This window comes from Hyphomonas sp. KY3 (assembly GCF_017309975.1).
Lineage (GTDB): Bacteria > Pseudomonadota > Alphaproteobacteria > Caulobacterales > Hyphomonadaceae > Hyphomonas.
Genome location: NZ_CP022271.1, coordinates 2945227 through 2967457, shown reverse-complemented (window position 1 = coordinate 2967457; position 22231 = coordinate 2945227). Strand labels below are relative to the sequence as shown.

The following is a 22231-nucleotide window of genomic DNA, read 5'->3' as shown; positions in this document are numbered from 1 at the left end:
CATGCGCGCTGACAAACTGCTCAAACACTATCCTCATCTGCCTCTGAACGCGGTTTTTGAACCCGAGGCAAAGGACTGGCCAACGGCCATCGAGCAATTTCTGGAAGACGGACGTTCACACGAGCCTGCTCTTGACCGTGGCATGGATGCTGCGTGCAAGGGATCGACCCTGCCGTCATGTATATGGCACAGGCGTCTTCAGCTCGTTGAGAACCGAACGGTCCTGCGGGACCGCATGTACGAGGCAGCAGGAACAGTCAGCGAAAGCTAACAGGCAGGTATTATTTTGGGAGAGTTCTCGGCAAGCGCAGTCGGGGTCCTCACAGGAGAGATTTGAATGGCAACAGCCACCAAGAAAAAGAACGTCTCCGGCGATGGCGACCGTGATGACGACAAGGACAATGAAAACGGCCTGGTCGATTTCAATGCGACCGACGTCAAGAAAGTCCTGAAGCGCGCTCAGAAGCGCGGCTTCATCACGCATGACGAAATCAACGCTCTGCTTCCCAATGACGAAATGACCTCCGACCAGATCGAGGACGTGATGTCCCAGATTTCCGAGCAGGGCATTGCAGTGGTCGAGAGCGAAGAAGAAGCCGAAGCCGAAGGCAAGGCGCTCACCAAGATTGAAGACAAGAAAGTCGTTGCCAAGAAGGGCAATGCGCGCGGTTCTGACCGCACCGATGATCCGGTCCGCATGTACCTGCGCGAAATGGGCGCTGTTGAGCTGCTGTCGCGTGAAGGTGAGATCGCGATTGCCAAGCGCATCGAGGCTGGACGTGATGCGATGATCCGCGGCCTGTGCGAAAGCCCGCTGACCTTCGAAGCCATGATGGTCTGGCGCGACGAGCTTGTGAACGAGCGCATCCTGCTGCGTGACCTGATCGACCTTGAGGCCACCTATGGCGCGGAAAACCCGCCGCCTGAGCCAAAGCCCAAGGAAGAAGAAGACGAAGCGGACGAGGCGAAAGCCGAAGGCGAAGAATCCTCAGACGATGATGACGACGAGGACGAGGATGATGCTGCGGCAATGTCCATGTCCGCCATGGAAGCCGAACTGCGCGATGGCGTTCTGGCCAAGCTGGACGAGATCGCCGACGATTTTGCGAAATACCGCAAGCTGCAGGACAAGCTCGTCAACCGTCGCCTCGAAGGCAAGGACCTGACGCCGAAGGCTCAGGAAGAGTATGACTCGCTATCAAACTCGATCGTCGAAAACCTGAAGACGATCCACATCAACAATGCCCGGATCGAAGCGCTGGTCGAACAGCTCTATGCCATCAACAAGAAGCTGATGGGCATGGAAGGCAAGCTGATGCGCATGGGCGATGCCTATGGCGTGCCGCGCAAGGAATTCCTCGAGAACTATTTCGGCCGCGAGCTGGAGCCGGACTGGATCGAGGCTGTTAAAGGCCAGTCGGCCAAGTGGAAGCGCTTTGCCGAAGGCAAGGAAGCCGAGATCACCGAGTCCCGCGACAACATTTCTGAAATCGCGCAGGAAATCGGTATTCCGATCGATGATTTCCGCCGCATCGTGCAGACGGTGCAGAAGGGCGAACGCGAAGCGCGCATCGCCAAGAAGGAAATGGTCGAGGCCAACCTGCGCCTCGTGATCTCCATCGCGAAGAAATACACAAATCGTGGCCTGCAATTCCTGGATCTGATCCAGGAAGGCAATATCGGCCTGATGAAGGCGGTCGATAAATTCGAATACCGTCGCGGTTACAAATTCTCGACCTATGCAACCTGGTGGATCCGTCAGGCGATTACCCGGTCCATCGCGGACCAGGCCCGCACGATCCGTATTCCGGTGCACATGATCGAGACGATCAACAAGATCATCCGTACCCAGCGCCAGATGCTGCACGAGATCGGCCGCGAGCCGACCCCCGAAGAACTGGCCGAAAAGCTGGGTCTGCCGCTGGAAAAGATCCGCAAGGTTCTGAAGATTGCGAAAGAGCCAATTTCGCTGGAAACGCCGATTGGCGACGACGAGGATTCAAACCTCGGCGACTTCATCGAGGACAAGATGGCGCTTCTGCCCGTCGACGCCGCGATCCAGTCGAACCTGCGCGAAACGACGACGCGCGTGCTCGCCTCGCTCACGCCGCGTGAGGAACGCGTGCTGCGCATGCGCTTCGGCATCGGTATGAACACGGATCACACACTGGAAGAAGTCGGCCAGCAATTCTCGGTGACCCGCGAACGAATCCGCCAGATCGAAGCCAAGGCGCTCCGCAAACTGAAGCATCCGAGCCGCAGCCGCAAACTGCGGAGCTTCCTGGATACATAAGGCGCAAGCGCCGATCCAAGTTTGAAAAAGGCGGCCCGTCGAGGCCGCCTTTTTTTGTTTTTGTTTTTGTTTTTGGATTTGTCGAAGCGTGACTAGCCTGCCGCGTTTAGCGCCTGATCCAGATCTGCGATCAGGTCGTCGGCGTCTTCGATGCCGATGGAGAGGCGGACCGTGTTGGGCGCGGCGCCAGCGGCGATCTGCTGTTCTTCGGTTAATTGGCGGTGCGTGGTGGAGGCCGGGTGGATGACCAGGCTGCGCGCGTCACCGAGGTTCGCGACATGGCTGAACAGGTTCAGGCCGCCGACAAATTTCGTGCAGGCTTCATAGCCGCCCTTCAATTGGACCGTGAACAGCGCGCCCGCACCCTTCGGGCAGATCTTCGGAATACGGTCCTTGTAGGGGGAGGACTCAAGCCCGGCATAGGTAACGCCGGCAACCGCGTCATGACCTTCCAGCCACGCGGCAATTTTCTTGGCGTTTGCAATGTGTTTCTCCATCCGCATGGAGAGCGTCTCGATGCCCATCAGCGTATAATGCGCCGCCTGCGGGTTGAGCGTCATACCGAGGTCGCGCAGGCCGATGGCAATGCCGTGGAAGGTGAACGCGGCGGGGCCGAATGTCTCGTGGAAATTCAGGCCGTGATAGGCCGGCTCTGGCTGGGAGAGGGACGGGAACTTGTCAGAGGCGGACCAGTCGAATTTTCCGGAATCGACAATCGCGCCGCCGGTCACCGTGCCATTGCCGGTCATGTATTTCGTCAGCGAATGGACGACGAGGGTCGCGCCATGCTCGATCGGGCGGCAGAGATACGGTGTGGCCGTCGTATTATCGACGATCAGCGGGATGCCCGCGCCATCGGCAATTTCGGCGATCGCGTCGAGGTCCGTGATATAGCCGCCCGGATTGGCGATGGTCTCGCAGAAGATGGCGCGCGTGTCGTCGTCAATCGCGGCCTTCACGGCGTCGAGATCGTCAAAGTCCACGAAGGTGGCCGACCAGCCGAAGCGTTTGAAGGTCTGGCTGAACTGGGTGATCGTGCCGCCATAGAGGCGCGTGGAGGCGACGATGTTGCGGCCGGGGGCCATCAACGGGAACAGCGCCATGATCTGGGCCGCATGACCGGACGAACAGCAGACAGTGCCCGCGCCGCCTTCCAGCGCGGTGATCCGGTCGCCAAGGGCGGCCACGGTCGGATTGGTCAGGCGGGAATAGATATAGCCGACTTCCTGCAGGCCGAAGAGCGCGGCGGCGTGGTCTGCGTCGCGGAAGACATAGGCCGTTGTCTGGTAAATCGGCACCTGACGCGCGCCAGTGGCGGGGTCCGGGTTTGCGCCCGCATGAATTTGCAGGGTGTCGAACCCCATTGGCTTGCCGTCGGTCATGTCGGCTCTCCCTCTTTGAATGGTGTTGTTTCCCCCCGTTCGGGCAGGGGCTCAGTTGAACGTATCACACTGGCGGGGGTCGCCGCTCTCATAACCCCGGGTCAGCCATTCCATGCGTTGTTCGGCCGAGCCATGCGTGAAGCCTTCGGGCGAGACGCGACCGGTCGAGCGCTTTTGCAGCATGTCGTCGCCAATGGCATTGGCGGTCTTCAGTCCCTCTGCCATGTCACCGCGTTCGAGTGCGACCTGGCCATTGGAGGCCTCTGCAGCGCGGGCGGCCCATACGCCGGCATAGCAATCGGCCTGCAGTTCGAGCGCGACCGAATACTTGTTGGCTTCGGCCTGATTACGAGCCTGTTGCTGTGCCTTGCGAACCTGTTGTGAGGCGCCGGTCAGCGTCTGCACATGATGGCCGAACTCGTGTGCGATGACGTAAGCGCGGGCGAAATCTGCGCCGGACGCGCCCAGCTGGGTTTCCATCTGCTGCCAGAAGGAGAGGTCGAGATAGATGGTCTGGTCGGCCGGGCAATAAAAAGGCCCCATCGCGGCCTGGCCATAGCCGCAGCCCGTGCCCGTGCCTTGCGTGTAGATGACGGTATTCGGCTTCTTATAGCCGTCGAGCAGCTCGGCCCAGACATCGTTGACGTTCGTCCCGACAACATCGACGAACTGGCCGGCCTCATCCTCTGGGGTGCCGACTTCGCCGGATTGCTGTTGCTGGCCGGATGACATGCCGCTGCCGGCCTCAAGCAGGGGCTGGGGGTCAATGCCCAGGAAATAGGACACGACCAGCGCGATCAGGACAAAGCCGATGCCGCCGCCCGCAAGCTTGCCGCCGCTCATGCCGCGCCTGTCCTCGACGTTTCCGCCTCTGCGTCCACCTTTCCAGCGCATGTCCCACTCCGTGCAATTGGTTAATCCAGGTAAATATTTGGATACAGGGCGCAGCGTGAGCCGTCACCCCGCAAAGTCATCTGCCGATTGCCCGGCGCAAGATGGACAGGTATTCGGAAGCGATGCAGACCCAACTCACGATTTCGACGCGCGGTTCCGGCCTTTATGAGTTCACCCGCGATGCGGCAGCCTTCGTGGCCGGAGAGGGCGATGGCCTGCTGACCCTGTTCTGCCAGCACACCTCCTGTTCGCTGCTGGTGCAGGAGAATGCCGATCCGGACGTGCAGCGGGATTTGCAGGCCTTCTTCCGGCGCCTTGTGCCGCCCGCCAATGACCCTTCCATGGACTATCTGGTGCATCGCACCGAGGGGCCGGACGACATGCCTGCCCATATCAAGGCCGTCCTCACGCAGACCTCGCTCTCTATTCCGGTGTCGGGCGGGCGCATGGCGCTTGGCACATGGCAGGGCATATATTTGTTCGAGCATCGCGACGCCCCGCATACCCGGCGCGTGGTTGCTTATTTCCTCACATCAGGCTGAGGATTGCTGGGCGGGCAAGCCAAACGCGCTTCGCAAATGCGCATCGAAGCGTTCGAAGTCTGCCGCGATTGTGGGCGCCTTGGAAACATCATATGCCGCAAAGCTCGGCAGGGCCTGCATACCGAAAAATCGGAAATTCAAATGCACCGGCCAGAGCAGGTCTTCGACGGAGCGACCTTCAAAGAAATTCTGGTTCGGATCGCCAAATGCCATTCGCGGCGCATTGAGTGTGAGCGACAGCATGTATTGCGTTTCGGTCAGGTGACCGCCGCTGCCATATTGGCGGGACGGGTCCTTGCGGCTGCGCCCGTCTCCCTTTGACAGGCGGCCATCCATACCGGCGGTGTATACCTCATCGAGATAACGCTTCAGAGGCCAGGGCAAGCCCATGGAGTTCAGGGGGAACTGAAAAAGTATCTGACCGGCCCAGAGTTGATTGGCGACCTCTTCTTCCGTGTCCCATCCATCTGCAACATGAGTGGTGCGAATGTTCCAATCGGCCGCCTCGAATATACGCCGAGCGCGTTCGACAAAGGCAGAGTTCAGTGTACCGGGAGAGGTTGGAAAGGGCTGGTGACCATTGACGATGAGGACATTTGTCATCCTCTCCTTCTGGCCGGGCCATTAAAGGACCGCAACTGCATGGGGCCATAAGTGCTGCTAACAGGGGAGGGTTATGGTCGCGTGAGCGAATCAGCCGCCCAGTGCTTTCCAGCGTATCATGGCCTCGCATGTGTTTTCGCCCTGGAAGGCAGACTTGGCGGCGCCATTGAATTGATCGGAGACGGATGCGGCCCAGACCGCAGCGGCCGCGTCATAGGATGTGAATCCGATCTCGGAAAGGCCACGCTCAATCCGGTTGCAGATCAGGCCGGCAACGTCCGGGTCAGCCGAGCTGTTGAGGTAGGAGATGCGATCTGACAGGTCGAGCCGTGAGAAGATGTAATCATACACGGTCAGGTCTTCACCAACATCAAAAGCCAGGATGTCGCCTGAAGTGACGCCGGTAAAGTCCGGGTATCCGGTATCCGAAACACCTGCTGTGAAAATGGACGGGATCGGCTGGTCCAGATACACGGCCCATTGACCGATGGCGCCTTTGCCGCGCGTGTCCTTGATATCATTCGTGTCCGGCAATTGTGCGGAGACAACGAGGATCGGCTTGTCGCTCCATGCCTTCACGGAAAACGCGCTGACCGATTGCTCCGTGATCGACTGACCGAACAGGGTGCTGGTGGAGTTATTCAGGAAGTTGGAAGCCTCCATCATCAGGGGCGCATTGAAATAGGTGACCAGTGTGGAAGTCGGTGCGATCAGATTGGCGGCGGTGGTCAGCGCCCCCATCACATTGGCGCTGGCTGAAGATTCCTTTTCATCCGACAACTGCAGGCGAAAGCGTGCCTCAATGGTCGTGTTGGGTCCGACCTTGAAGTAAGGCGTGGCATAGACCGAGATGCTTTCGTTCGTCGTCCAGGATTCGCCCTCGCGGTTATTCGAGGAGAAGGTGGAGGAGAAGAGCGCGTTGGTTGCGGTGATGTCCGGCTTGGCCACATCGAATTCGGCGATCAGGGTGCGGGTAATGCTGCGCGAAGACATCATGCGAGAGAACCAGCCCCGGCTCTCCTCGTCATAATTGCGAGCCTCAACTTCCTGACTGCGCACGCCGGACGTCACGCCTTCCATGTCATAAGCGTCGGGTTTCAGCGTGACGATCTGGATGCGCGTGTAACGGTCCTGCAGCATGTCTCCGAACTCGGAATAGACGGCTGCCTCGTCAATCGCGACATCGATATAGGGGAGGTAGTCCTTGGCGGGCACGGCGCCGCCGCTGGCGCGGCCGGTATGGCGCCGCACGGTGGGGGTTGGCGCGCCGAGAAAGTCATCATCACCGGGATTGGGTATGCCGCGCACGGGTCCGTTGGGTGCCTGCCCGTCTGCGGGCGGCGGAGACGCGGGTGCGGGGTCCGGGCTGGACGCGCAGCCGGCGACGATCATTGCGATGGCGATGGCGCTTGCTGACACCTGTTTCATGTCGTTCTTCCCCTGTATTATTCCCCAGCCTTACAGATTGTTAACAGACGAAATCCTGCAAGGCGACCCATTTTGATACGGAATTCGCGAGATAGGGGTATGGGAGCGAGGGTATGTCATGACCTCGCGTGAAGGTGAGGCCCAAGCGCCCAATATCGTCTTTACTCACATTTGCTGCGATGCAATAAGCGCCTTGCGCAAGGCCGCAGGCCTTCCTATATGCTCACTATGAGCATAATGACGCGCTCATAATAATCCGGGAGGATCCATCCTTGTTGCTCAATATGCTGAAAGCGAAACTGCATTCTGCGACCGTCACGCAGTGCGACCTTCACTATGAAGGCTCGGTCTCGATTGACCAGGACCTGCTCGACGCTTCGGGCATCTTGCCGAATGAGCGCGTGGATATCTGGAACGTCACCAATGGCGCTCGCATTCAGACCTATGCTTTGGAAGCTCCTCGCGGTTCGAAGACGATCGGTGTGAACGGCGCGGCGGCCCGCCACTTTGCGGCCGGTGACAAAGTCATCATTGCGGCCTTTGCCGGGATCGATGCCGACAAGGCCCGCCAGCATGCGCCGACCGTTGTGCTGCTGGACGACCACAACGAGATCAAGCGCCCCGTCTAGCCGGGGCGGTCATCAAACGACAATTCAGTCTTTCAGGACGTTCGCGATGATTTCGAACGAGCGTAGGCGCTTGTCGACATCATACATGTCGGAGACGATCATCAGCTCGTCGGCCTGTGTGCGGGCGAGCAGGGCCTCGACGCCGCGTTTCACCGTATCCGCGTCCCCGATGATGCTGAAATTCAGCATGTGTGACGCGCGCATTTTCTCTTCCGGGGTCCAATAGGTGTCGATGTCGTCAATCGGCGGCTGGGTCAGCTTGCGGTCGCCGCGCACGAGATTTGCGAACGACATCTGCTGGGAGGTGGCGAGATATTCCGCTTCCTCATTCGTCTCGGCAGCGATGATGTTCACGCCGATCAGGGCATAGGGGGTCTTCTGCTGATCTGATGGCTGGAAGTTGGCGCGATAGGTAGCCAGCGCATCATCCAGCGCCTGCGGGGCGAAATGGGAGGCAAAGCCATAGGGCAGGCCATAGGCGGCCGCGACCTGCGCGCCGAACAGGCTGGAGCCGAGGATCCAGAGCGGGACATTCGAATTGGAGCCGGGCACAGCCTCGATCTTCTGGCCGGGCTCGACCGGGCCGAGAAAGGCCTGCAGTTCCAGAACATCCTGTGGGAAACGGTCGGCGCTGGTCGGGTCACGCCGCAGGGCGCGGAGGGTCATCTGGTCCGTGCCGGGGGCGCGGCCAAGGCCGAGGTCGATGCGGCCCGGATAGAGCGCCTCCAGCGTGCCGAACTGTTCGGCGATGATATAGGGCGCGTGATTGGGCAACATGATGCCGCCAGCGCCCACGCGGAGGGTCTTCGTGCCAGCCGCAATGTGCGAAACGACGAGCGAGGTGGCCGCCGTCGTGACGGCTTTCATATTGTGGTGCTCGGCGACCCAGAGCCGCTTATAGCCAAGGGCCTCGGCGTGCTGGCCGAGGCGTCGGGCATCGTTCAGCGCGTCGGCGCGGGTAAAGCCCTCGCGCACGCGTCCGAGTTCCAGGATCGAAAGTTCAGCCACATCAAGGCCCCTTGCATTGCATCCCTGAGACATGGGGACTGCGCCGCCAAAGCCAAGCCCGGCTTGCGCAGCGGAAGGGTGGAGTTGGTCGGAATCGGGCGGTTTCGGTGTTGCCTCGCCTTTCCATCCAAAATAGCCTGAACGCAGTTATTGGGGAGATCCTGTATGAGAGTATTGGTCCTCGCCGTTCTGGCGGCATGGCTCGGCTTTGGCTTCAACACGGCCAGCGCCGAGGTCACCCATCCGCCGCTGGAAGCCTATGGCGACCTGCCCTCAATCCGGTACATGGCCCTGTCTCCGGATGGATCGATCGTTGCCTTTGCCGAGCGCCGGGAACGGGCGGACTATCTGGTCACGTTTGACTTCGCGACGCGACAGAAGACCTATCACGTGAAGATCGACGACGTTGCCACGCGTGACATCTGGTTCGCCGATGAGGAGAACATCGTCATCCTTGCTTCGGAAACGAAGTTCGTGATCGGGTTTCGGGGGGAGTTTGAATATTCGGGCGCTTTCTCTTTCAGTCTGAAGACTAAGAAACTGACATTCCTGTTGAGGGGTACGGACAACATCTATCCTGCCCAGGGCCGTCTTGGGCGGATTGTCGGTGACGATGCCGACCCCGGCTACATCTTCATGCCGGCTTATGTCGGAGATCGCTATTCTCATCCGAATTACAGCCTGCTGCGCGTCAATTTGAAGACCGGCAAAGGAAGACGGTTCAAGAGCGGTGTCGACAATACGGTTGATTGGTTCGTGGACAAGGATGGGACGGTACTTGCGCGGGAGGACTATAATAACACCACGGATACCTACAGGGTTTATACCTATGTGAACGGGAAGCGTGAGCTCATCTATGAACTCGAAACATCGCAACTGCCCCCCGGTGTCACGGGTATCAAGGCTGACCGGTCCGCCTTGCTGTTTTCCGACGGTAGTGATGCCGATGATTCCGGAAACGTTTATGAGCTCGATTTCTCGGGGCAGTTGACGCCTGCATCGCTCGGCGGGAAGGGCGGTACGATCGAGCGGATCATCAAGGATGGGAACCGGTTCGTTCTCGGTGTCGAATATTCCGGCGCAGTGCCCTCGTACAAGTTTTATGATCCGGATGTGGACGCGGCCGTCTCGGGCATGGTGAACCAGTTTTCCACGGCCTCCGTAAATCTCGTATCCTGGACCGATGACTGGTCGAAGCTACTCTACCTGATCTATGGCAGCGACACGCCCGGCAGCTATGTCCTGCAGGATCGGGAAACCGGCCAAATGATGCTCGTCGCGGATGAGCGTGACAACATACCCCCAGACGCCGTCGGCCAGATGGTTTCTGTCAATTATAAAGCCCGGGATGGGCTCAACATTCCGTCGATCCTGACCTGGCCGGCAGGCGTGGATATTGAAACGGCCAGCAAGCTGCCTCTGGTCGTGATGCCACATGGCGGACCAGAATCGTATGACGCGGTGGGGTTCGATTGGATGGCGCAGTATTTCGCCAATCGGGGCTACCTCGTGCTTCAGCCGAATTTCCGGGGGTCGTCAGGCTACGGAACTGAGCACCGGATTCTCGGCAAGAGGGAGTGGGGCGGCAAGATGCAGGATGACATCACTGATGGCGTGCAGACGCTGGTGGAGCAGGGCCTGGCAGACCCGACACGTGTCTGCATTGTCGGGGCCAGCTATGGCGGCTATGCGGCGCTCGCGGGCGGTGCGTTCACACCTGACCTGTACAAATGCGTCGTGGCGATTGCACCCGTGTCGGACATTCGACCCCTCCTCGTGGATGTGAAGTGGGATAATGGGCGCAAGCATTGGGCGCTGGACTACTGGCAGGAAAACATAGGCGATCTTGATGAAGAGCGCGAGAAGCTGGATGCTATCTCGCCAGCCAGAGCCGCAGACAAGTTCACGGCACCCGTACTGCTGATCCATGGCAATGACGACACCGTCGTGCCGATCAAGCAGAGCGAGATCATGGAACGGGCTCTCGAAAAAGCCGGCAAGGATGTGACCTTCCTCGAACTGGAAGGTGAGGATCACTGGATGTCGGATGGCGATACGCGAATTGACGCATTAAGCGCTATGGCGACATTCATAGACCAGCATATCGGCGCTGAAGCCGAGTAGGGGCGCCTAGAACCCAACCGGCGCGGGAAGGCCCGTGCTCGACAGGCAGATCGCCTTGAAGCGGCTGCCCATGTCTTTCGGGTCGATCAGCCGCTGGGCATTGTTGAAGATCGCGTCGGCATGGTCGGGATTGGCCTCGACCAGCTGGTTGAGCCGTGCCTGCGCCCCGAGCCCCATCAGGAACATGCCCTGCGGTGTCGGCCCGGCCACATCCAGTCCCATGCGCGCGGCAAGCCGTTTCAGGCGTCCGAAATCCACGTCCACGGTCAAATCGGTTTCGCCCGGCTGGGCGAGGGGGGAGACCTGCTCGCCCTGGCTGAAGGCGCGGAGGCTGTCGCCCGGCGTGGCATCGGCGGGGCCGTAATCGATGAACAGCGCGCGCATCGGCGCGGGGCGGGTGAGGAGGTCTGCAATCAACAGGTCGAAGCCGATCTGGACCTCGACCGCCTCTGATGTTTCGGCGGCGCCATCGGGGGCGCGCTGCTCGTCGGCGGCGAGGCCGAAGGCCAGCGCCCCGTCCGCATCCAGCCCGACCACGCATTCGCGCCACTGGCCATCCGCCTTGCGGAACTGGCGGGCGGGCAGGCAGTCGAGATATTCATTCGCGACCAGGATCATCGGCCCGGCGGACACATTGCCGAGCGTGTCGGCAAAAGACGGCGTATAATCGTTGAGACGCTCTGCCTGCACCTTGCGCAATTCCGGGCTCGGCTCGACGAGGGTGAGTTTGGCGGCATCGGCAAATTCGCGGCCGCCCGCGACATAGGCGAGGCGCAGCGCATCCGCCATCAGCGTGCCGCGACCGGGACCAATCTCGACCAGATGAAACGAGTCCGGCGCGCCCATGGCCCGCCATTCATTCACGACCCACAGGCCGATCAGTTCGCCGAAGACCTGGCTGACTTCCGGCGCCGTGATGAAATCCGTGCCAAGGCCGGGGCGCGTGGCATAATAGCCTTGGGCCGAGTCATGCAGGGCAAGCTGCATATAGGTCGAAACCGGGATGGGGCCGCCGGTCTCGATCAGGCGGATGATGCGATCCTTGAGGGTCATGGGCAGATCAGTCCGCGGCTACAGGCTTTGTCTTCAGCGCATTCCAGACCAGCCAGGCGCCGCCGATCCACATCGGGATGGAGAGCAGCTGGCCCATCGTGATCCAGTCCGGCAGGCCCTCGACGAAACTGTCGGGCAGGCGGAAATTCTCCACGATGGTACGGCCGGTCGCATAGATCAGCAGGAACAGGCCGGCGATAAGGCCGGGCCGCTTCAGCGCACCAAAGCGCCAGATCAGGATCGATCCCACAATCAGCGGTAACCAACCCTCCAGTACGCTTTCATACAGCTGGCTCGGATGGCGTGCGGTCTCGAAGTCTGTATAGGCCCATTCGCCTGTATCCCAATTATAGGCCGGCGGCGTCGAGCCGCGCACATAACCTTCCGGGAACACCATGCCGATGGGCGCATCCGTGTGGCGACCATAGAGTTCGGCGTTCACGAAATTGGCGAGTCGGACGAGGCCGATGCCAATAGGCGCGACGACGCCGGCAATATCGCCAATCGAGAGCAGAGACACTTTGCGACGGCGCGCGAACAGGATAAGCGCGATGGTAACGCCCAGAATGCCGCCATGAAATGCCATGCCCCCATCCCAGATCTTGAAAATGGTCAGCGGGTTCGCCGCGATCACGTCGAACTGGTAGGGCACCATGTAGAACAGGACATAGCCGAACCGTCCGCCGAGAATGATGCCGACAATGATCCAGAACATGATGTCGTCGAGCTGGTCCTTGGTCAGCGGGCTGGTGCCGCCAAACAGGCGCGGACGCCGGATCATCGCGCTGGCATACCACCAGGCAAGCGCGATTCCGGCCATGTAGCCGAGCGCGTACCAGCGCAAATGGAAGGTGCCGAGGCCAAGAAAGCCGAGATCAATGGAGACCAGCGCCGGACTGACATCCGGGAAGGTCAGCGCCGCAGCGGGCAGGAGGGTTGCAGCGAAGCTCATCATATCCAGCATGCAGCGTCTTTTCCCTGTATGGATAAGGACCTATCTGTTAGGGGACCGAGAACTTGTCCGCCCGATGCCGCGAAGGAGTAGCCGCATGGCCACAACAAATCCACTGCTAGATGACATTGCAGGTCTGATGACCGGCGCAATGGGTGCTGCACGGGCCGCAAGCGAAGAGGCGAAGACCGCAGCCCAGGCCCGCGTGAAGGGCCTGATCGCCGATATGGACCTGGCGGGCCGCGACGAAGTCGAGGCACTGAAGACGCTCGCCACGGCGGCGCTGGAGCGTGTCGAAGCGCTGGAAGCGCGTGTGGCAGAGCTCGAAACGGCCGCAAAATCCAAATAGCGCAACCCACAGACTTTATATGCCTACCTGTTGTTCGGGGTGGACGCAGACCCTGCGCCGCGTTTCAACGGGGATGGCCATTGGGCACGAATCCTGTGTCCATGACTTCAGAAAGAAGGGGAGACTTTCATGAGCCTTGATCTTTCACGCGAAGAATTCGAAGGGATCGATCCGCTCGATCGCGTCGAAGAGGCCCTCGAAATCGCCGGGTGGCAACACGAACGCGACGAAGAAGGCACTATTCAGGCTGTGGCTGAGACCCGTTGGGGTGATATGGGCGCGCTGTTTGCGTTTCGCCCTGAGCCAGCCGCGATCCATTTTTCCGTCACCCTCGACATCAAGCCGATTGCTGACAAACGCCGTCAGCTGTCCGAACTGATCATCATGGCCAATGAGCGCCTCTGGCTCGGCCACTTTGATTACTGGGCAGACGAAGGTGTGGTCATTTTCCGATATACCTTTTCCATGATGGATCGGGATGAAGCCTCGCTGGGCGAGCTCCGTTCGACCATCGCGGCGGCCGTCAGCGCCGTTGACCGGTTTGTGCCTGCGTTCAACTTCCTGATCTGGGCTGGCAAGAGCCCACGCGAAGCGATGGATGCGGTCATGTTCGAAACCCACGGCGAAGCCTGAGACCCGGCGCGTGGCGGCGGCACAGTCAATTGTCCTGATCGGGGCAGGCCGCATGGGCGGCGCACTGGCGTCCGGTTGGCTGTCGGGGCGATCCAAGCCTAGTATTTCCATCGTCGCGCCGCGCCCGACCCCGCAAGTGCAAGAATGGGCTGAAGCCGGCCGCATCACGCTCAACCCGGACCCGTCGCCTGCGCGCATCGTCGTTCTGGGTATCAAGCCCCAGCAATTCACGCGCGCTGCTGAAAGCATCAAGCAATACATCGATGAGAGAACATTGGTGATCTCTGTCATGGGCGGGATCAAGCTGAGCCAGCTCGAAGACCGCCTCGGCACACCGCATGTGATCCGCGCCATGCCGAACACGCCGGGGTCCGTCGGCAAGGGCGTCACGCTGCTGTCGGCGGCCTCGTCGCTGGGCTCTGTGGATATTGAAACCGCCCGCAAGCTGCTCACACCGCTCGGGCTTGTCGAAGGGCCAATGGACGAGAAGACGATGGTTGCCGCGACTGGCATTTCAGGATGCGGCCCGGCCTATGTCTTCCTGCTTGCCGAGGTGATGGCCGAAGCCGGAGAGGCCGAAGGCGTGCCAAAGGACATGGCGGCGCGCCTTGCCATCGAGACGATCATCGGCGCGGCGGCCCTGATGGAACAATCTGGCCAGACTCCAAATGCGCTCAGAAAAATGGTCACTTCCCCCGGCGGCATCACCCAGGCCGCTCTTGACATCCTTATGGATGACGGTGGGATGCCTATATTGCTGAGGAAAGCCCTGCGCGCTGCTGTGACCCGCGACCGGGAGCTTTCCAGAGAGCCGGATTAGAGGACAGTTACCGATGACGACGCAGGCGGGCATATTGGAAAAGGGCCTGCTCGCCGCACTGGAACTTGCCGACGAGACGCCCTGGGCCGATCTGACACTGTCGGCCATTGCGGAGGCCGCAGATACCAGTCTTTCCGAATTTCATGGCCTTGCCGGCAAGGATGATCTTGCCGCACATGCCGACCCCTATTTCGACAAGGCCATGTCGGAAGAGGGCGTGTCGCATGATGAAAGCCCGCGGGAACGCCTGTTCGACGTCATCATGCTGCGGTTCGAGGCAATGGAAGCACACCGTGCCGGTCTCCTTTCGCTGATGAAGTATCGCGACCATACGCCGTTGCTCTTGCTCTCGCTTCCACTCGCCCGAAAGCGCAGCGCCGACTGGGCGCTTGTCTCGGCCGGGCTCGACAATCGCTCCGGCGCGCCGGTGGGGCTCAAATCCGTCGCGATTGGTTATGTGATCGACACAGCCGAACGCGCCTGGCGCAAGGAAACAAGCGGCGATTTCGCGCTGACCATGGCCGCGCTCGACAAGGGCCTGCGCGACGCCGAAGACCGGATGGAGCAGCTTCAGCGCTTCACCGGCTGGGGAAAAAAGAAAACACGGCAGGACAACACTGCCGACGAGGAAACGAAACCGGAGGAAACATGAATGAGTCGACCAGGCCTCGACGCAGACCCGCTCTCATTGGGAGCGGATTGGTTCAATGCGCTATTTGGAGAGATCGGTATTGACGCCGAGGTTGCTGGCCTCACCGCAAAATCCATCGGCACCGGACAGATCGGCGAGAATGTCCGCTTTGTTTTCGACTATGCGCGCAAGGGGCCGAATGCTCCGGCGACACTGGTAGGCAAGTTTCCGTCTGACAGCCCGGAAAGCCTGATGACTGCCAAGCTGCTCGGCCATTATGAGCGGGAAGTAAAATTCTATCGAACTTTTCCGAAAGTGGCCGGCGTGATTACACCCGCGGCATTTTACACAGATTATGACCCGGACACGAACCGGTTCGCGCTGATCATGGAAGACATGGCGCCGTCAGAGCAGGGCGACCAACTTCAGGGGTGTAGCGTTGCCGAGGCCGAGCGTGCCTTGTCGGCAGCGGCTGTGTTGCATGCCGCGTACTGGAATGATCCTTCGCTTGATACGCACGCCTGGTTGCAGGGCAGTGACCTTGCGCCGCCACCCGCGCTGACACCGGAAGCAGTGAGTGGGCTCTGGCATGGATTCAAGGATCGGTATGGTGAACGGCTGGAGGCTGACGACATCCTTGTGGGCGATGCCTATGCGGCCGCGTTGCCAGCCTGGAGTGAGGGTTATGACGGCCCGCACGCGCTTACGCACAATGATTTCCGGCTCGACAACATGTTGTTCGGCGCGGACGCGGCACCCAAGCCACTGGCCGTTGTAGACTGGCAAACAGCTGGCAAGGGCGCGCCAGCTGGCGATGTCGCATACTTCATCGGAGCGGGCCTGACGCGCGAAGACCGGCCAAAGCACGAGCAGGCATTGCTGCGCTTCTATCATGCGCGGCTGACCGAGCAGGGTATTTCCGACTATTCGTTCGAGGCGCTCTACGATCATTATCGCTGGTTCAGCTTTTACGGCATGTCGGTCGCTTTCGGGGCCGCGATGCTGGTGAAACAGACGGACCGCGGAGACGAGATGTTCCTCACCATGCTGCGCCGTCACGCAGCGCAGGCACGCGACAATGATGCGCTGGCATTGCTGCCGTAATCCAGGCGAAAGTTATACTTTCTGTAATGAATCCAGCCGATTCCCACATTTTGTCCCGGCCCGGTACAGCTTTCCAAACATTCCTCTAACCGGGGGAGTAAAACTGACCGGGTCGCTTACGCCTCGGCTTAAACCCCACCCTGTATGTTGATTTCCATGGCGCCCGGAGAAGCCGGGCAGTCCTGTCATAGCAACTAGAATGGTGTGGACATGGAACAGCACAATGCACGTAACATCAGCGTCCCCGGCCCGGATGGCCAAATGCTGACTCTGGCGGATCTTCCGTCACCTAACATTTCGCGTTGGGTTACGCGTCGCAAAGCTGAAGTCGTTGCAGCAGTCTCCGGGGGGCTCCTGTCCCGCAAGGCTGCTTGTGATCGCTACAGCCTGAGCGAAGAAGAGTTCGAGACGTGGGAGAAGCTTTACTCCCGTCACGGAACCAAGGGACTGCGGACCACACGTTTGCAGCAATACCGCCGCTAGGACGCGTCACGGTTAACGGACTCCTCTCCGTTAAACACAAATTTAAATGCCAGCGCCTATCACTGGTCCTGAATGCCGGAAGTTTACCCGGCAACAGGAGTGGCGAATGGACCATAAGCTCGCAAAATTCCAAGGCAGCGCGATGCTCTCCACACGAGCAGTCGCGCTGTTTGCGCTTGTCATTGCTGGCGTGCTGGGCAGCTGGCGTGCCAGCGACCTGTTCACCCAGCCCGTTGAATCCTGGGTGCCTGGATCAGCCATTGAAACTTCCCTGATGGGTATTCTTGAGCCGGTGGCTGGCACGGGAAATATCCGCCTTTCCGTGTCCGGCGATGGTCGCTCAGGCCGATCGGTCCTCATCCTGCTGGCGTCAGATGCGAGCGAGACCGCACCAACCCTGCAACGTCTTGCAAGTTCCGCCATTCTCCTGTCGCCTGAAACCGGCGATCAGTTGATCATCGAACAGGCTGACTTCGCGCGCGGTGTTGCCGGTCGTCCGGATGCAACTGGCTGGACCGAGCTTGGCCTGTACGCATTGCTTTGCGGTTTGTTGGCATGGGTTGGTTTTCGTGCCCCGCTTGATGCGGCTCCCGCGGCGACGAGCACCGGCGCGCCAGCTGACCGAAAGTCGACCCGCATCGAATCTGCCGACATCATTCCGGTGTCCAAACCACGCCCGGTCCGCCAGCCGGACCCGGACGCCGCATCCCTTGTGCGCAAGGATCCCGCGCGCACCGCATCGATCCTGCGCAGTTGGATGCGCGGTGAAGGAGATGCCGCATGAGCGCGCTGGCGATTTCCCGGCCGCGCGGCACGACCGGGCTTGCTCGGTCGGCGCGTCTGATGCGCGCTCTGGGGCCTGAGGCCGCGCCAGTCTGGAGCGAATTGAGCCCGCAGGAAGCCCGCGCACTTTCTGCCGCAATGGACGCGCTGGATGATGATTTGCGTGATGAGACTGATGCGCTGGAAAGCTACAAACAGGCGCATGCGCGCAGCGGCGCATCTGCCGAAGCCGATACGCCAATCTGGGCTGAAGTGTCTGAACTTGAAACGCGGGACCTTTTGAAACTGGCTGAGGGCCAGCACCCGCAAGCACTTGCCCTGATGCTTTCCCGCCTGGATGGCAAAGCCTCGGCGCGCATGTTGAAGGCGCTCGAGAAACCTGTCGCCGTCGATGTGCTGCAACGCCTGTTACATCTGGGGCCAGCGCATCCAAGCGCGGTCGCAGCGCTCGAAACAGCCGTGTCGGCATGGATGGCCGGCGCGGCGCCAGCTTCCCGAACCGGTGGTCATGAAGGTGTCGCTCGTATCTTTGACCGGATGGATAGCCGTTCAGAACAAAGCCTTTTGTCTGCGCTGGAATCCGCTGTGCCAGGCGCCGGACAGCGCGTCCGCTCATTGATGTTCACTTTCGACGATCTGGCGAATCTGGATGCGGGGGGACTGCAGACCTTGCTGTCTGCCGCAGACCGTACACGCCTCACCTTTGCGCTGAAAGGCGCACGCGAAGAGACCCGCGCGGCCTTCTTCCGAAACATGACGCAACGCGCTGGAGAATTGCTGCGCGAGGAAATCGACATGCTTGGCGCCGTGCGCCGCAGCGAGATTGAAGCCGCACGAATGGAACTGGTTGATCTGGCCCGCACGCTGATCGAGCGCGGAGACATTCGCGCAGGGCGTCCGCAAGATGAGGATGAACTCGTCGAATGATCCACCGCGCTGTCAAATCTGTTACGCAATTTGAATTTCGCAGCGATTTCAGTCCGGGCGAAGCGGCTCCGGTCGAGCTTGACCCACCGGTCAAGCTGACCACGCCGGAATTGCTGGAAATGCTGGCGGAAGCCCGTGCGGAAGGCGCTGCCAGTGTGCGCGCCGAAGCGGCCCGCGCCGACAGCGAGCGCTTGCAGGGCGTGACGAATGCACTCAACGAAGCCCTCGCCAATCTCGTGGCGCTGACAGGTCATCTGGAGGCCTGCGCCTATGAGGAGGGTTTCAGTGACCGGGCCCATGCGTTAATAAGGGCCACCGCCCGCACTATTCTTGACGGGCAGGGTGATCTGTTCGACGCCCGGCAATCTCTCACGCGTGTTACACCCGAAGGTACCTCATGACTGATTCTGCCAATCCCGCGCTGAAAAAGAGCCTGATGGATGTGCCTGTCCGGGTGGATGTGGTGCTGGGTGAACTGCGGATGCCCATCGAGGAACTGATGGCCATGGCAGAAGGGGACATCGTTGCCCTGGAACGCCATACGGGTGAGCCGGTTGACATCTATCTGTCAGATCGCCTGATGGCGCGGGGCAAACTGGTTATTGCGGATGGCCAATTGGGCGTGACCCTGTCGGAAATCGTCGACGATCGCGCGGCTGCCTGACGCTTAGGCAATTATCATTAAAACATTGCAAGGCCGCCCAATTCCTAACGGAAGAAAGGAAGTTGTTAACCTTTGCCGGTGTTAACTGCTTCCAACGAAAGCATGTCCTGTCGGCCTATTGGGGTGGCGATCGGCGGGGTGATCAACACAAGGGAACATGCAAACATGCGCATGAAGATGTTCGCCGCGGAGACCCTTGAGGCCGCCAAAGCGATGATTTTTGCCGAAATGGGAGCGGACGCGGTCATCCTGTCTGAACGGGAGATCGACGGCGGTGTGGAAGTTCGCGCTGCAACGGACAAGCTGGGAGGCGGCGTTGTTCCAAGCGAACCGCTATTCCTGCGAGAAGCCCGTGGCACCGGACATGGTCGTGGCTCTGAAAACCCTCTCTACAGTCGCGTTCGCGACGCTCTTCTATGGCATGGCGCCCCCAAGCGCTTTGCGGATCGGGTCGCTCATGAGGGCGCTGATCAGAATGCGGTTCCGGGCGACTCGCCAGAGGATTCGATCGCGGCCGGTCTGGAGCGCATCGTCACCTGCGATCCGATTGCGGCCCGCATGGAACGCGACATCATCCTCGTGGGACCGCCAGGACATGGCCGGACCTCCACTGCAGCGAAACTGACCCGCCGGGCGGCGGTTGCCCGTACGGCCATCCTGCCAATCGCTGCAGACCTTGATGGAACTGCAGGCGGCGCTCAGCTCGCAGCCTATCTGGAACAGGAGCGTGGCCAGATTCGCACCGCTTTGACGCCAGATGCCCTTTTCGACACGTTGCGCACCGCACGGGCCGCCGGGCATCGCTGTGTGATTGACCTGCCATCGATCAATGCGTTCGACCAGGATGACATGGACAGTCTGCAGGACCTGATTCAGGTCGTGCGCGCCGAGCCCGTACTTGTCATGTCAGCCGAAGGTCACCCGGAAGATCAGGCAGATGCTGCCCGCATCTTTGCCCGCGCTGGCATACGCCGCGCTATCCTGACCAAACTCGATATTGCCCGCAGGCGGGGAGGGGCCATTTCGGCTCTGTCTTCTGCGGGAATCGCCTTCTCGCACCTTGCCGTTACGCCCTTTATAGGCGGCGGGCTGGTGCCGGCAGCGCCGTCCCGGCTGGCTGCCTTGTTGATGGAAGATGCCCCCGGCGATGTGATCGCCCTGAAAGGAGCTGCGTAGTCCTATGAGCTTCATGCTTCGAAAATCGCAGGAACGTCCGGCTCAGCGGCCGACCCCTCGCGTCGCGCCAGCCTCGATCATCGCTGTTGCGAGTGGCAAAGGTGGTGTCGGCAAGACTTTCATGGCCATTACCCTGGCCTCCGCTTTTGCCCAGGCCGGCAAGCGCACACTGTTGGTGGATGGCGATTTGGGCCTTGCCAATGTCGACGTTCAACTCGGCATCGCTCCGGAAACCGACCTCGCCGCGGTCATCGCAGGCTGGGTCGAACTGGATGACGCTGTGACGGCCGTCGATGGCGGCGCAGCAGATGGCGGCTTTGACGTATTGCCTGGCCGATCCGGCTCTGGCGCGCTGGCTGAGCTTCCGCCTGAGGAAGTTGCCCGCCTTGCTGCAGGCCTTTCGGCGCTGGCGCTGCAATACGACCAGGTGGTCGTGGACCTTGGCGCCGGGATCGAAGCCAATTGCATGCGCTTGGCGCGCGCCGCCGACAAGGCGCTCATGGTCATTACCGACGAGCCGACCTCGATGACGGACGCTTACGCGTTCATCAAGGTGTTGCGCGGTTACGCGCCGAACGTCGAACCGGTCATCTGTATCAATCAGGCCGAGTCTCGGGCCGCAGGCCAGCGCACCTATGAAGCGATTGCGCGCGCTTGCCAGACCTTCCTCGGCTTCCGTCCACATCTTGCGGGTACCGTAATGCGGGACCCGAAGGTGCGCGATGCGATCCGCTGCCAGAAGACGCTGATCTCCACAGACCAGCAGGCACAGCCGATCCAGGACGCAATTGCAATTTCCCAGATGCTCATAGGCGCCCGTCAAGGTGTCGATATTGGCTATTAATCTGTGTGAAGAAAGTAGAAGTTTTGGGGGCGGATCGTACGGCTTGTTAACCTTCGTTAAAGGAACAGCCCGTAGGATTCACATTGACAGGAAATGCGGCTAGCTTGGTCGTAATGATGATTCGGGAGACGAGAGATGCGCGTCCTGCTGATTGAAGATGATAGTGCGGTGGCTCGTTCCATCGAGTTGATGCTGAAGGCTGCAGGCTTCAACATCTACACCACCGACCTCGGCGAAGAGGGCGTGGACCTCGGCAAGGTCTATGAGTACGACATGATCGTGCTTGACCTCTCACTGCCTGATATTTCCGGGTACGAAGTGCTCAAGCAGCTGCGCATGGGCCGTGTGAACACGCCTGTGATGATCCTCTCCGGCAATCCCGACATTGAAGCGAAGGTGAAGACGCTCGGCTACGGCGCCGACGACTATCTCACCAAGCCATTCAACAAGGACGAGCTGATCGCCCGCATCACCGCCATTGTGCGTCGCTCCAAAGGCCATGCCGAGAGCGTGATCCGCACGGGCGAAATCGTTGTGAATCTCGACGCGAAGACCGTGGAAGTGGACGACGAGCGCGTTCATCTGACCGGCAAGGAATACCAGATGTTCGAGCTTCTTTCCCTCCGGAAAGGCACGACGCTGACCAAGGAAATGTTCCTGAACCACCTCTACGGCGGCATGGACGAGCCAGAATTGAAGATCATCGACGTCTTCATCTGCAAGCTGCGCAAGAAGCTGCAGAATGCGACCAACGGCAACCACTATATCGAAACGGTCTGGGGGCGCGGTTATGTTCTGCGCGATCCGCGTCCAAGCTCGAAGACGGCGGAAGTCGAAGCGGCGGCCTGACGCCCAGAGTTTTGAAGCTTTAAGAGTGCTTCCCGAACCCCGGCCGAAAGGTCGGGGTTT

Annotated in this window: 25 protein-coding genes; 18 read left to right on the top strand and 7 right to left on the bottom strand. The window is 60.3% G+C overall.

All coding sequences use genetic code 11. The annotated features are described in order from the left end of the window. The first annotated feature begins 1 nt into the window (after nt 1). Nucleotides 2–271, top strand: a complete 270-nt coding sequence (locus tag CFA77_RS14280; RefSeq protein WP_034810610.1) for a hypothetical protein — start codon at nt 2–4, stop codon at nt 269–271. A 66-nt stretch (nt 272–337) separates the two neighbouring features. Beyond that, nucleotides 338–2293, top strand: a complete 1956-nt coding sequence (gene rpoD, locus CFA77_RS14275; RefSeq protein ID WP_206991261.1) for an RNA polymerase sigma factor RpoD — start codon at nt 338–340, stop codon at nt 2291–2293. Between the two features lie 92 nt (nt 2294–2385). Here rpoD and CFA77_RS14270 read toward each other — a convergent pair whose 3' ends face one another. Both CFA77_RS14270 and CFA77_RS14265 read right to left on the bottom strand, forming a co-directional pair. Beyond that, nucleotides 2386–3675, bottom strand: a complete 1290-nt coding sequence (locus CFA77_RS14270; protein WP_206991260.1) for an O-acetylhomoserine aminocarboxypropyltransferase/cysteine synthase family protein — start codon at nt 3673–3675, stop codon at nt 2386–2388. A gap of 51 nt (nt 3676–3726) precedes the next feature. Continuing rightward, a complete protein-coding gene (locus tag CFA77_RS14265; protein WP_206991259.1) occupies nt 3727–4569 on the bottom strand; it encodes a neutral zinc metallopeptidase in 843 nt (280 codons plus the stop codon). A gap of 122 nt (nt 4570–4691) precedes the next feature. Between CFA77_RS14265 and CFA77_RS14260 the strand changes: the two genes are divergently transcribed. After that, the gene (locus CFA77_RS14260; protein WP_206991258.1) at nt 4692–5111 is read left to right on the top strand and encodes a secondary thiamine-phosphate synthase enzyme YjbQ; all 420 of its coding nucleotides are present in this window, start codon (nt 4692–4694) and stop codon (nt 5109–5111) included. On the opposite strand, the gene CFA77_RS14255 is transcribed toward CFA77_RS14260, so the two are convergent. Next, entirely contained in the window at nt 5103–5714 is a 612-nt protein-coding gene (locus CFA77_RS14255) for an NAD(P)H-dependent oxidoreductase (protein WP_206991257.1), read from the bottom strand. The two genes, CFA77_RS14260 and CFA77_RS14255, sit on opposite strands and share 9 nt — an antisense overlap. 90 nt (nt 5715–5804) lie before the next feature. Further along, the gene (locus CFA77_RS14250) at nt 5805–7142 is read right to left on the bottom strand and encodes a hypothetical protein (protein WP_206991256.1); all 1338 of its coding nucleotides are present in this window, start codon (nt 7140–7142) and stop codon (nt 5805–5807) included. A 272-nt stretch (nt 7143–7414) separates the two neighbouring features. Between CFA77_RS14250 and panD the strand changes: the two genes are divergently transcribed. Next, nucleotides 7415–7771 carry an aspartate 1-decarboxylase gene (gene panD / locus CFA77_RS14245; protein WP_206991255.1) on the top strand — a complete coding sequence of 119 codons (357 nt, stop codon included), beginning with the start codon at nt 7415–7417 and terminating at the stop codon, nt 7769–7771. 24 nt (nt 7772–7795) lie between these two features. On the opposite strand, the gene CFA77_RS14240 is transcribed toward panD, so the two are convergent. Continuing rightward, nucleotides 7796–8779, bottom strand: a complete 984-nt coding sequence (locus CFA77_RS14240) for an LLM class flavin-dependent oxidoreductase (protein WP_206991254.1) — start codon at nt 8777–8779, stop codon at nt 7796–7798. Nucleotides 8780–8944: 165 nt separating this feature from the next. Here CFA77_RS14240 and CFA77_RS14235 point away from each other — a divergent pair, with 165 nt between their 5' ends. Continuing rightward, nucleotides 8945–10903: a S9 family peptidase gene (locus CFA77_RS14235; protein ID WP_206991253.1), complete on the top strand. Its 1959-nt coding sequence runs from the start codon at nt 8945–8947 to the stop codon at nt 10901–10903. A gap of 6 nt (nt 10904–10909) precedes the next feature. On the opposite strand, the gene CFA77_RS14230 is transcribed toward CFA77_RS14235, so the two are convergent. Then, complete coding sequence (locus CFA77_RS14230; protein WP_206991252.1) at nt 10910–11956, bottom strand: class I SAM-dependent methyltransferase; 1047 nt, start codon at nt 11954–11956, stop codon at nt 10910–10912. A 7-nt stretch (nt 11957–11963) separates the two neighbouring features. Then, a complete protein-coding gene (lgt, locus tag CFA77_RS14225; protein WP_242517383.1) occupies nt 11964–12920 on the bottom strand; it encodes a prolipoprotein diacylglyceryl transferase in 957 nt (318 codons plus the stop codon). Nucleotides 12921–13005: 85 nt separating this feature from the next. Between lgt and CFA77_RS14220 the strand changes: the two genes are divergently transcribed. From CFA77_RS14220 to ctrA, 13 genes are all read left to right on the top strand, one after another. Next, nucleotides 13006–13257, top strand: a complete 252-nt coding sequence (locus CFA77_RS14220) for an accessory factor UbiK family protein (protein WP_206991251.1) — start codon at nt 13006–13008, stop codon at nt 13255–13257. A 129-nt stretch (nt 13258–13386) separates the two neighbouring features. Beyond that, nucleotides 13387–13890: a YbjN domain-containing protein gene (locus CFA77_RS14215; RefSeq protein WP_034810645.1), complete on the top strand. Its 504-nt coding sequence runs from the start codon at nt 13387–13389 to the stop codon at nt 13888–13890. A gap of 10 nt (nt 13891–13900) precedes the next feature. Continuing rightward, nucleotides 13901–14710 (top strand): pyrroline-5-carboxylate reductase, encoded by an 810-nt coding sequence (gene proC / locus CFA77_RS14210; RefSeq protein ID WP_206991250.1) that lies wholly within the window; start codon nt 13901–13903, stop codon nt 14708–14710. Between the two features lie 13 nt (nt 14711–14723). Further along, complete coding sequence (locus CFA77_RS14205) at nt 14724–15362, top strand: hypothetical protein (protein ID WP_206991249.1); 639 nt, start codon at nt 14724–14726, stop codon at nt 15360–15362. Next, nucleotides 15363–16445, top strand: a complete 1083-nt coding sequence (locus CFA77_RS14200) for a phosphotransferase (protein ID WP_051607420.1) — start codon at nt 15363–15365, stop codon at nt 16443–16445. 210 nt (nt 16446–16655) lie between these two features. Beyond that, on the top strand, nt 16656–16928 hold the full coding sequence (locus CFA77_RS14195; protein WP_206991248.1) for a DUF1153 domain-containing protein: 273 nt from the start codon (nt 16656–16658) through the stop codon (nt 16926–16928). A gap of 106 nt (nt 16929–17034) precedes the next feature. Further along, entirely contained in the window at nt 17035–17712 is a 678-nt protein-coding gene (locus CFA77_RS14190; RefSeq protein ID WP_206991247.1) for a hypothetical protein, read from the top strand. Further along, a complete protein-coding gene (locus tag CFA77_RS14185; protein ID WP_206991246.1) occupies nt 17709–18638 on the top strand; it encodes a FliG C-terminal domain-containing protein in 930 nt (309 codons plus the stop codon). The genes CFA77_RS14190 and CFA77_RS14185 overlap by 4 nt, the downstream gene beginning before the upstream one ends. Further along, nucleotides 18635–19039, top strand: coding sequence for a hypothetical protein (locus tag CFA77_RS14180; protein ID WP_034810659.1), 405 nt, complete (start codon nt 18635–18637; stop codon nt 19037–19039). Before CFA77_RS14185 ends, CFA77_RS14180 begins: the two co-directional genes overlap by 4 nt. Continuing rightward, complete coding sequence (fliN, locus tag CFA77_RS14175) at nt 19036–19302, top strand: flagellar motor switch protein FliN (protein ID WP_034810661.1); 267 nt, start codon at nt 19036–19038, stop codon at nt 19300–19302. The genes CFA77_RS14180 and fliN overlap by 4 nt, the downstream gene beginning before the upstream one ends. A gap of 171 nt (nt 19303–19473) precedes the next feature. Next, a complete protein-coding gene (locus CFA77_RS14170) occupies nt 19474–20478 on the top strand; it encodes a flagellar biosynthesis protein FlhF-like protein (protein WP_242517382.1) in 1005 nt (334 codons plus the stop codon). Between the two features lie 4 nt (nt 20479–20482). Further along, nucleotides 20483–21322, top strand: coding sequence for an AAA family ATPase (locus tag CFA77_RS14165; protein ID WP_034810665.1), 840 nt, complete (start codon nt 20483–20485; stop codon nt 21320–21322). 135 nt (nt 21323–21457) lie between these two features. Beyond that, on the top strand, nt 21458–22171 hold the full coding sequence (gene ctrA / locus CFA77_RS14160; RefSeq protein ID WP_034810668.1) for a response regulator transcription factor CtrA: 714 nt from the start codon (nt 21458–21460) through the stop codon (nt 22169–22171). Nucleotides 22172–22231: the final 60 nt, after the last annotated feature.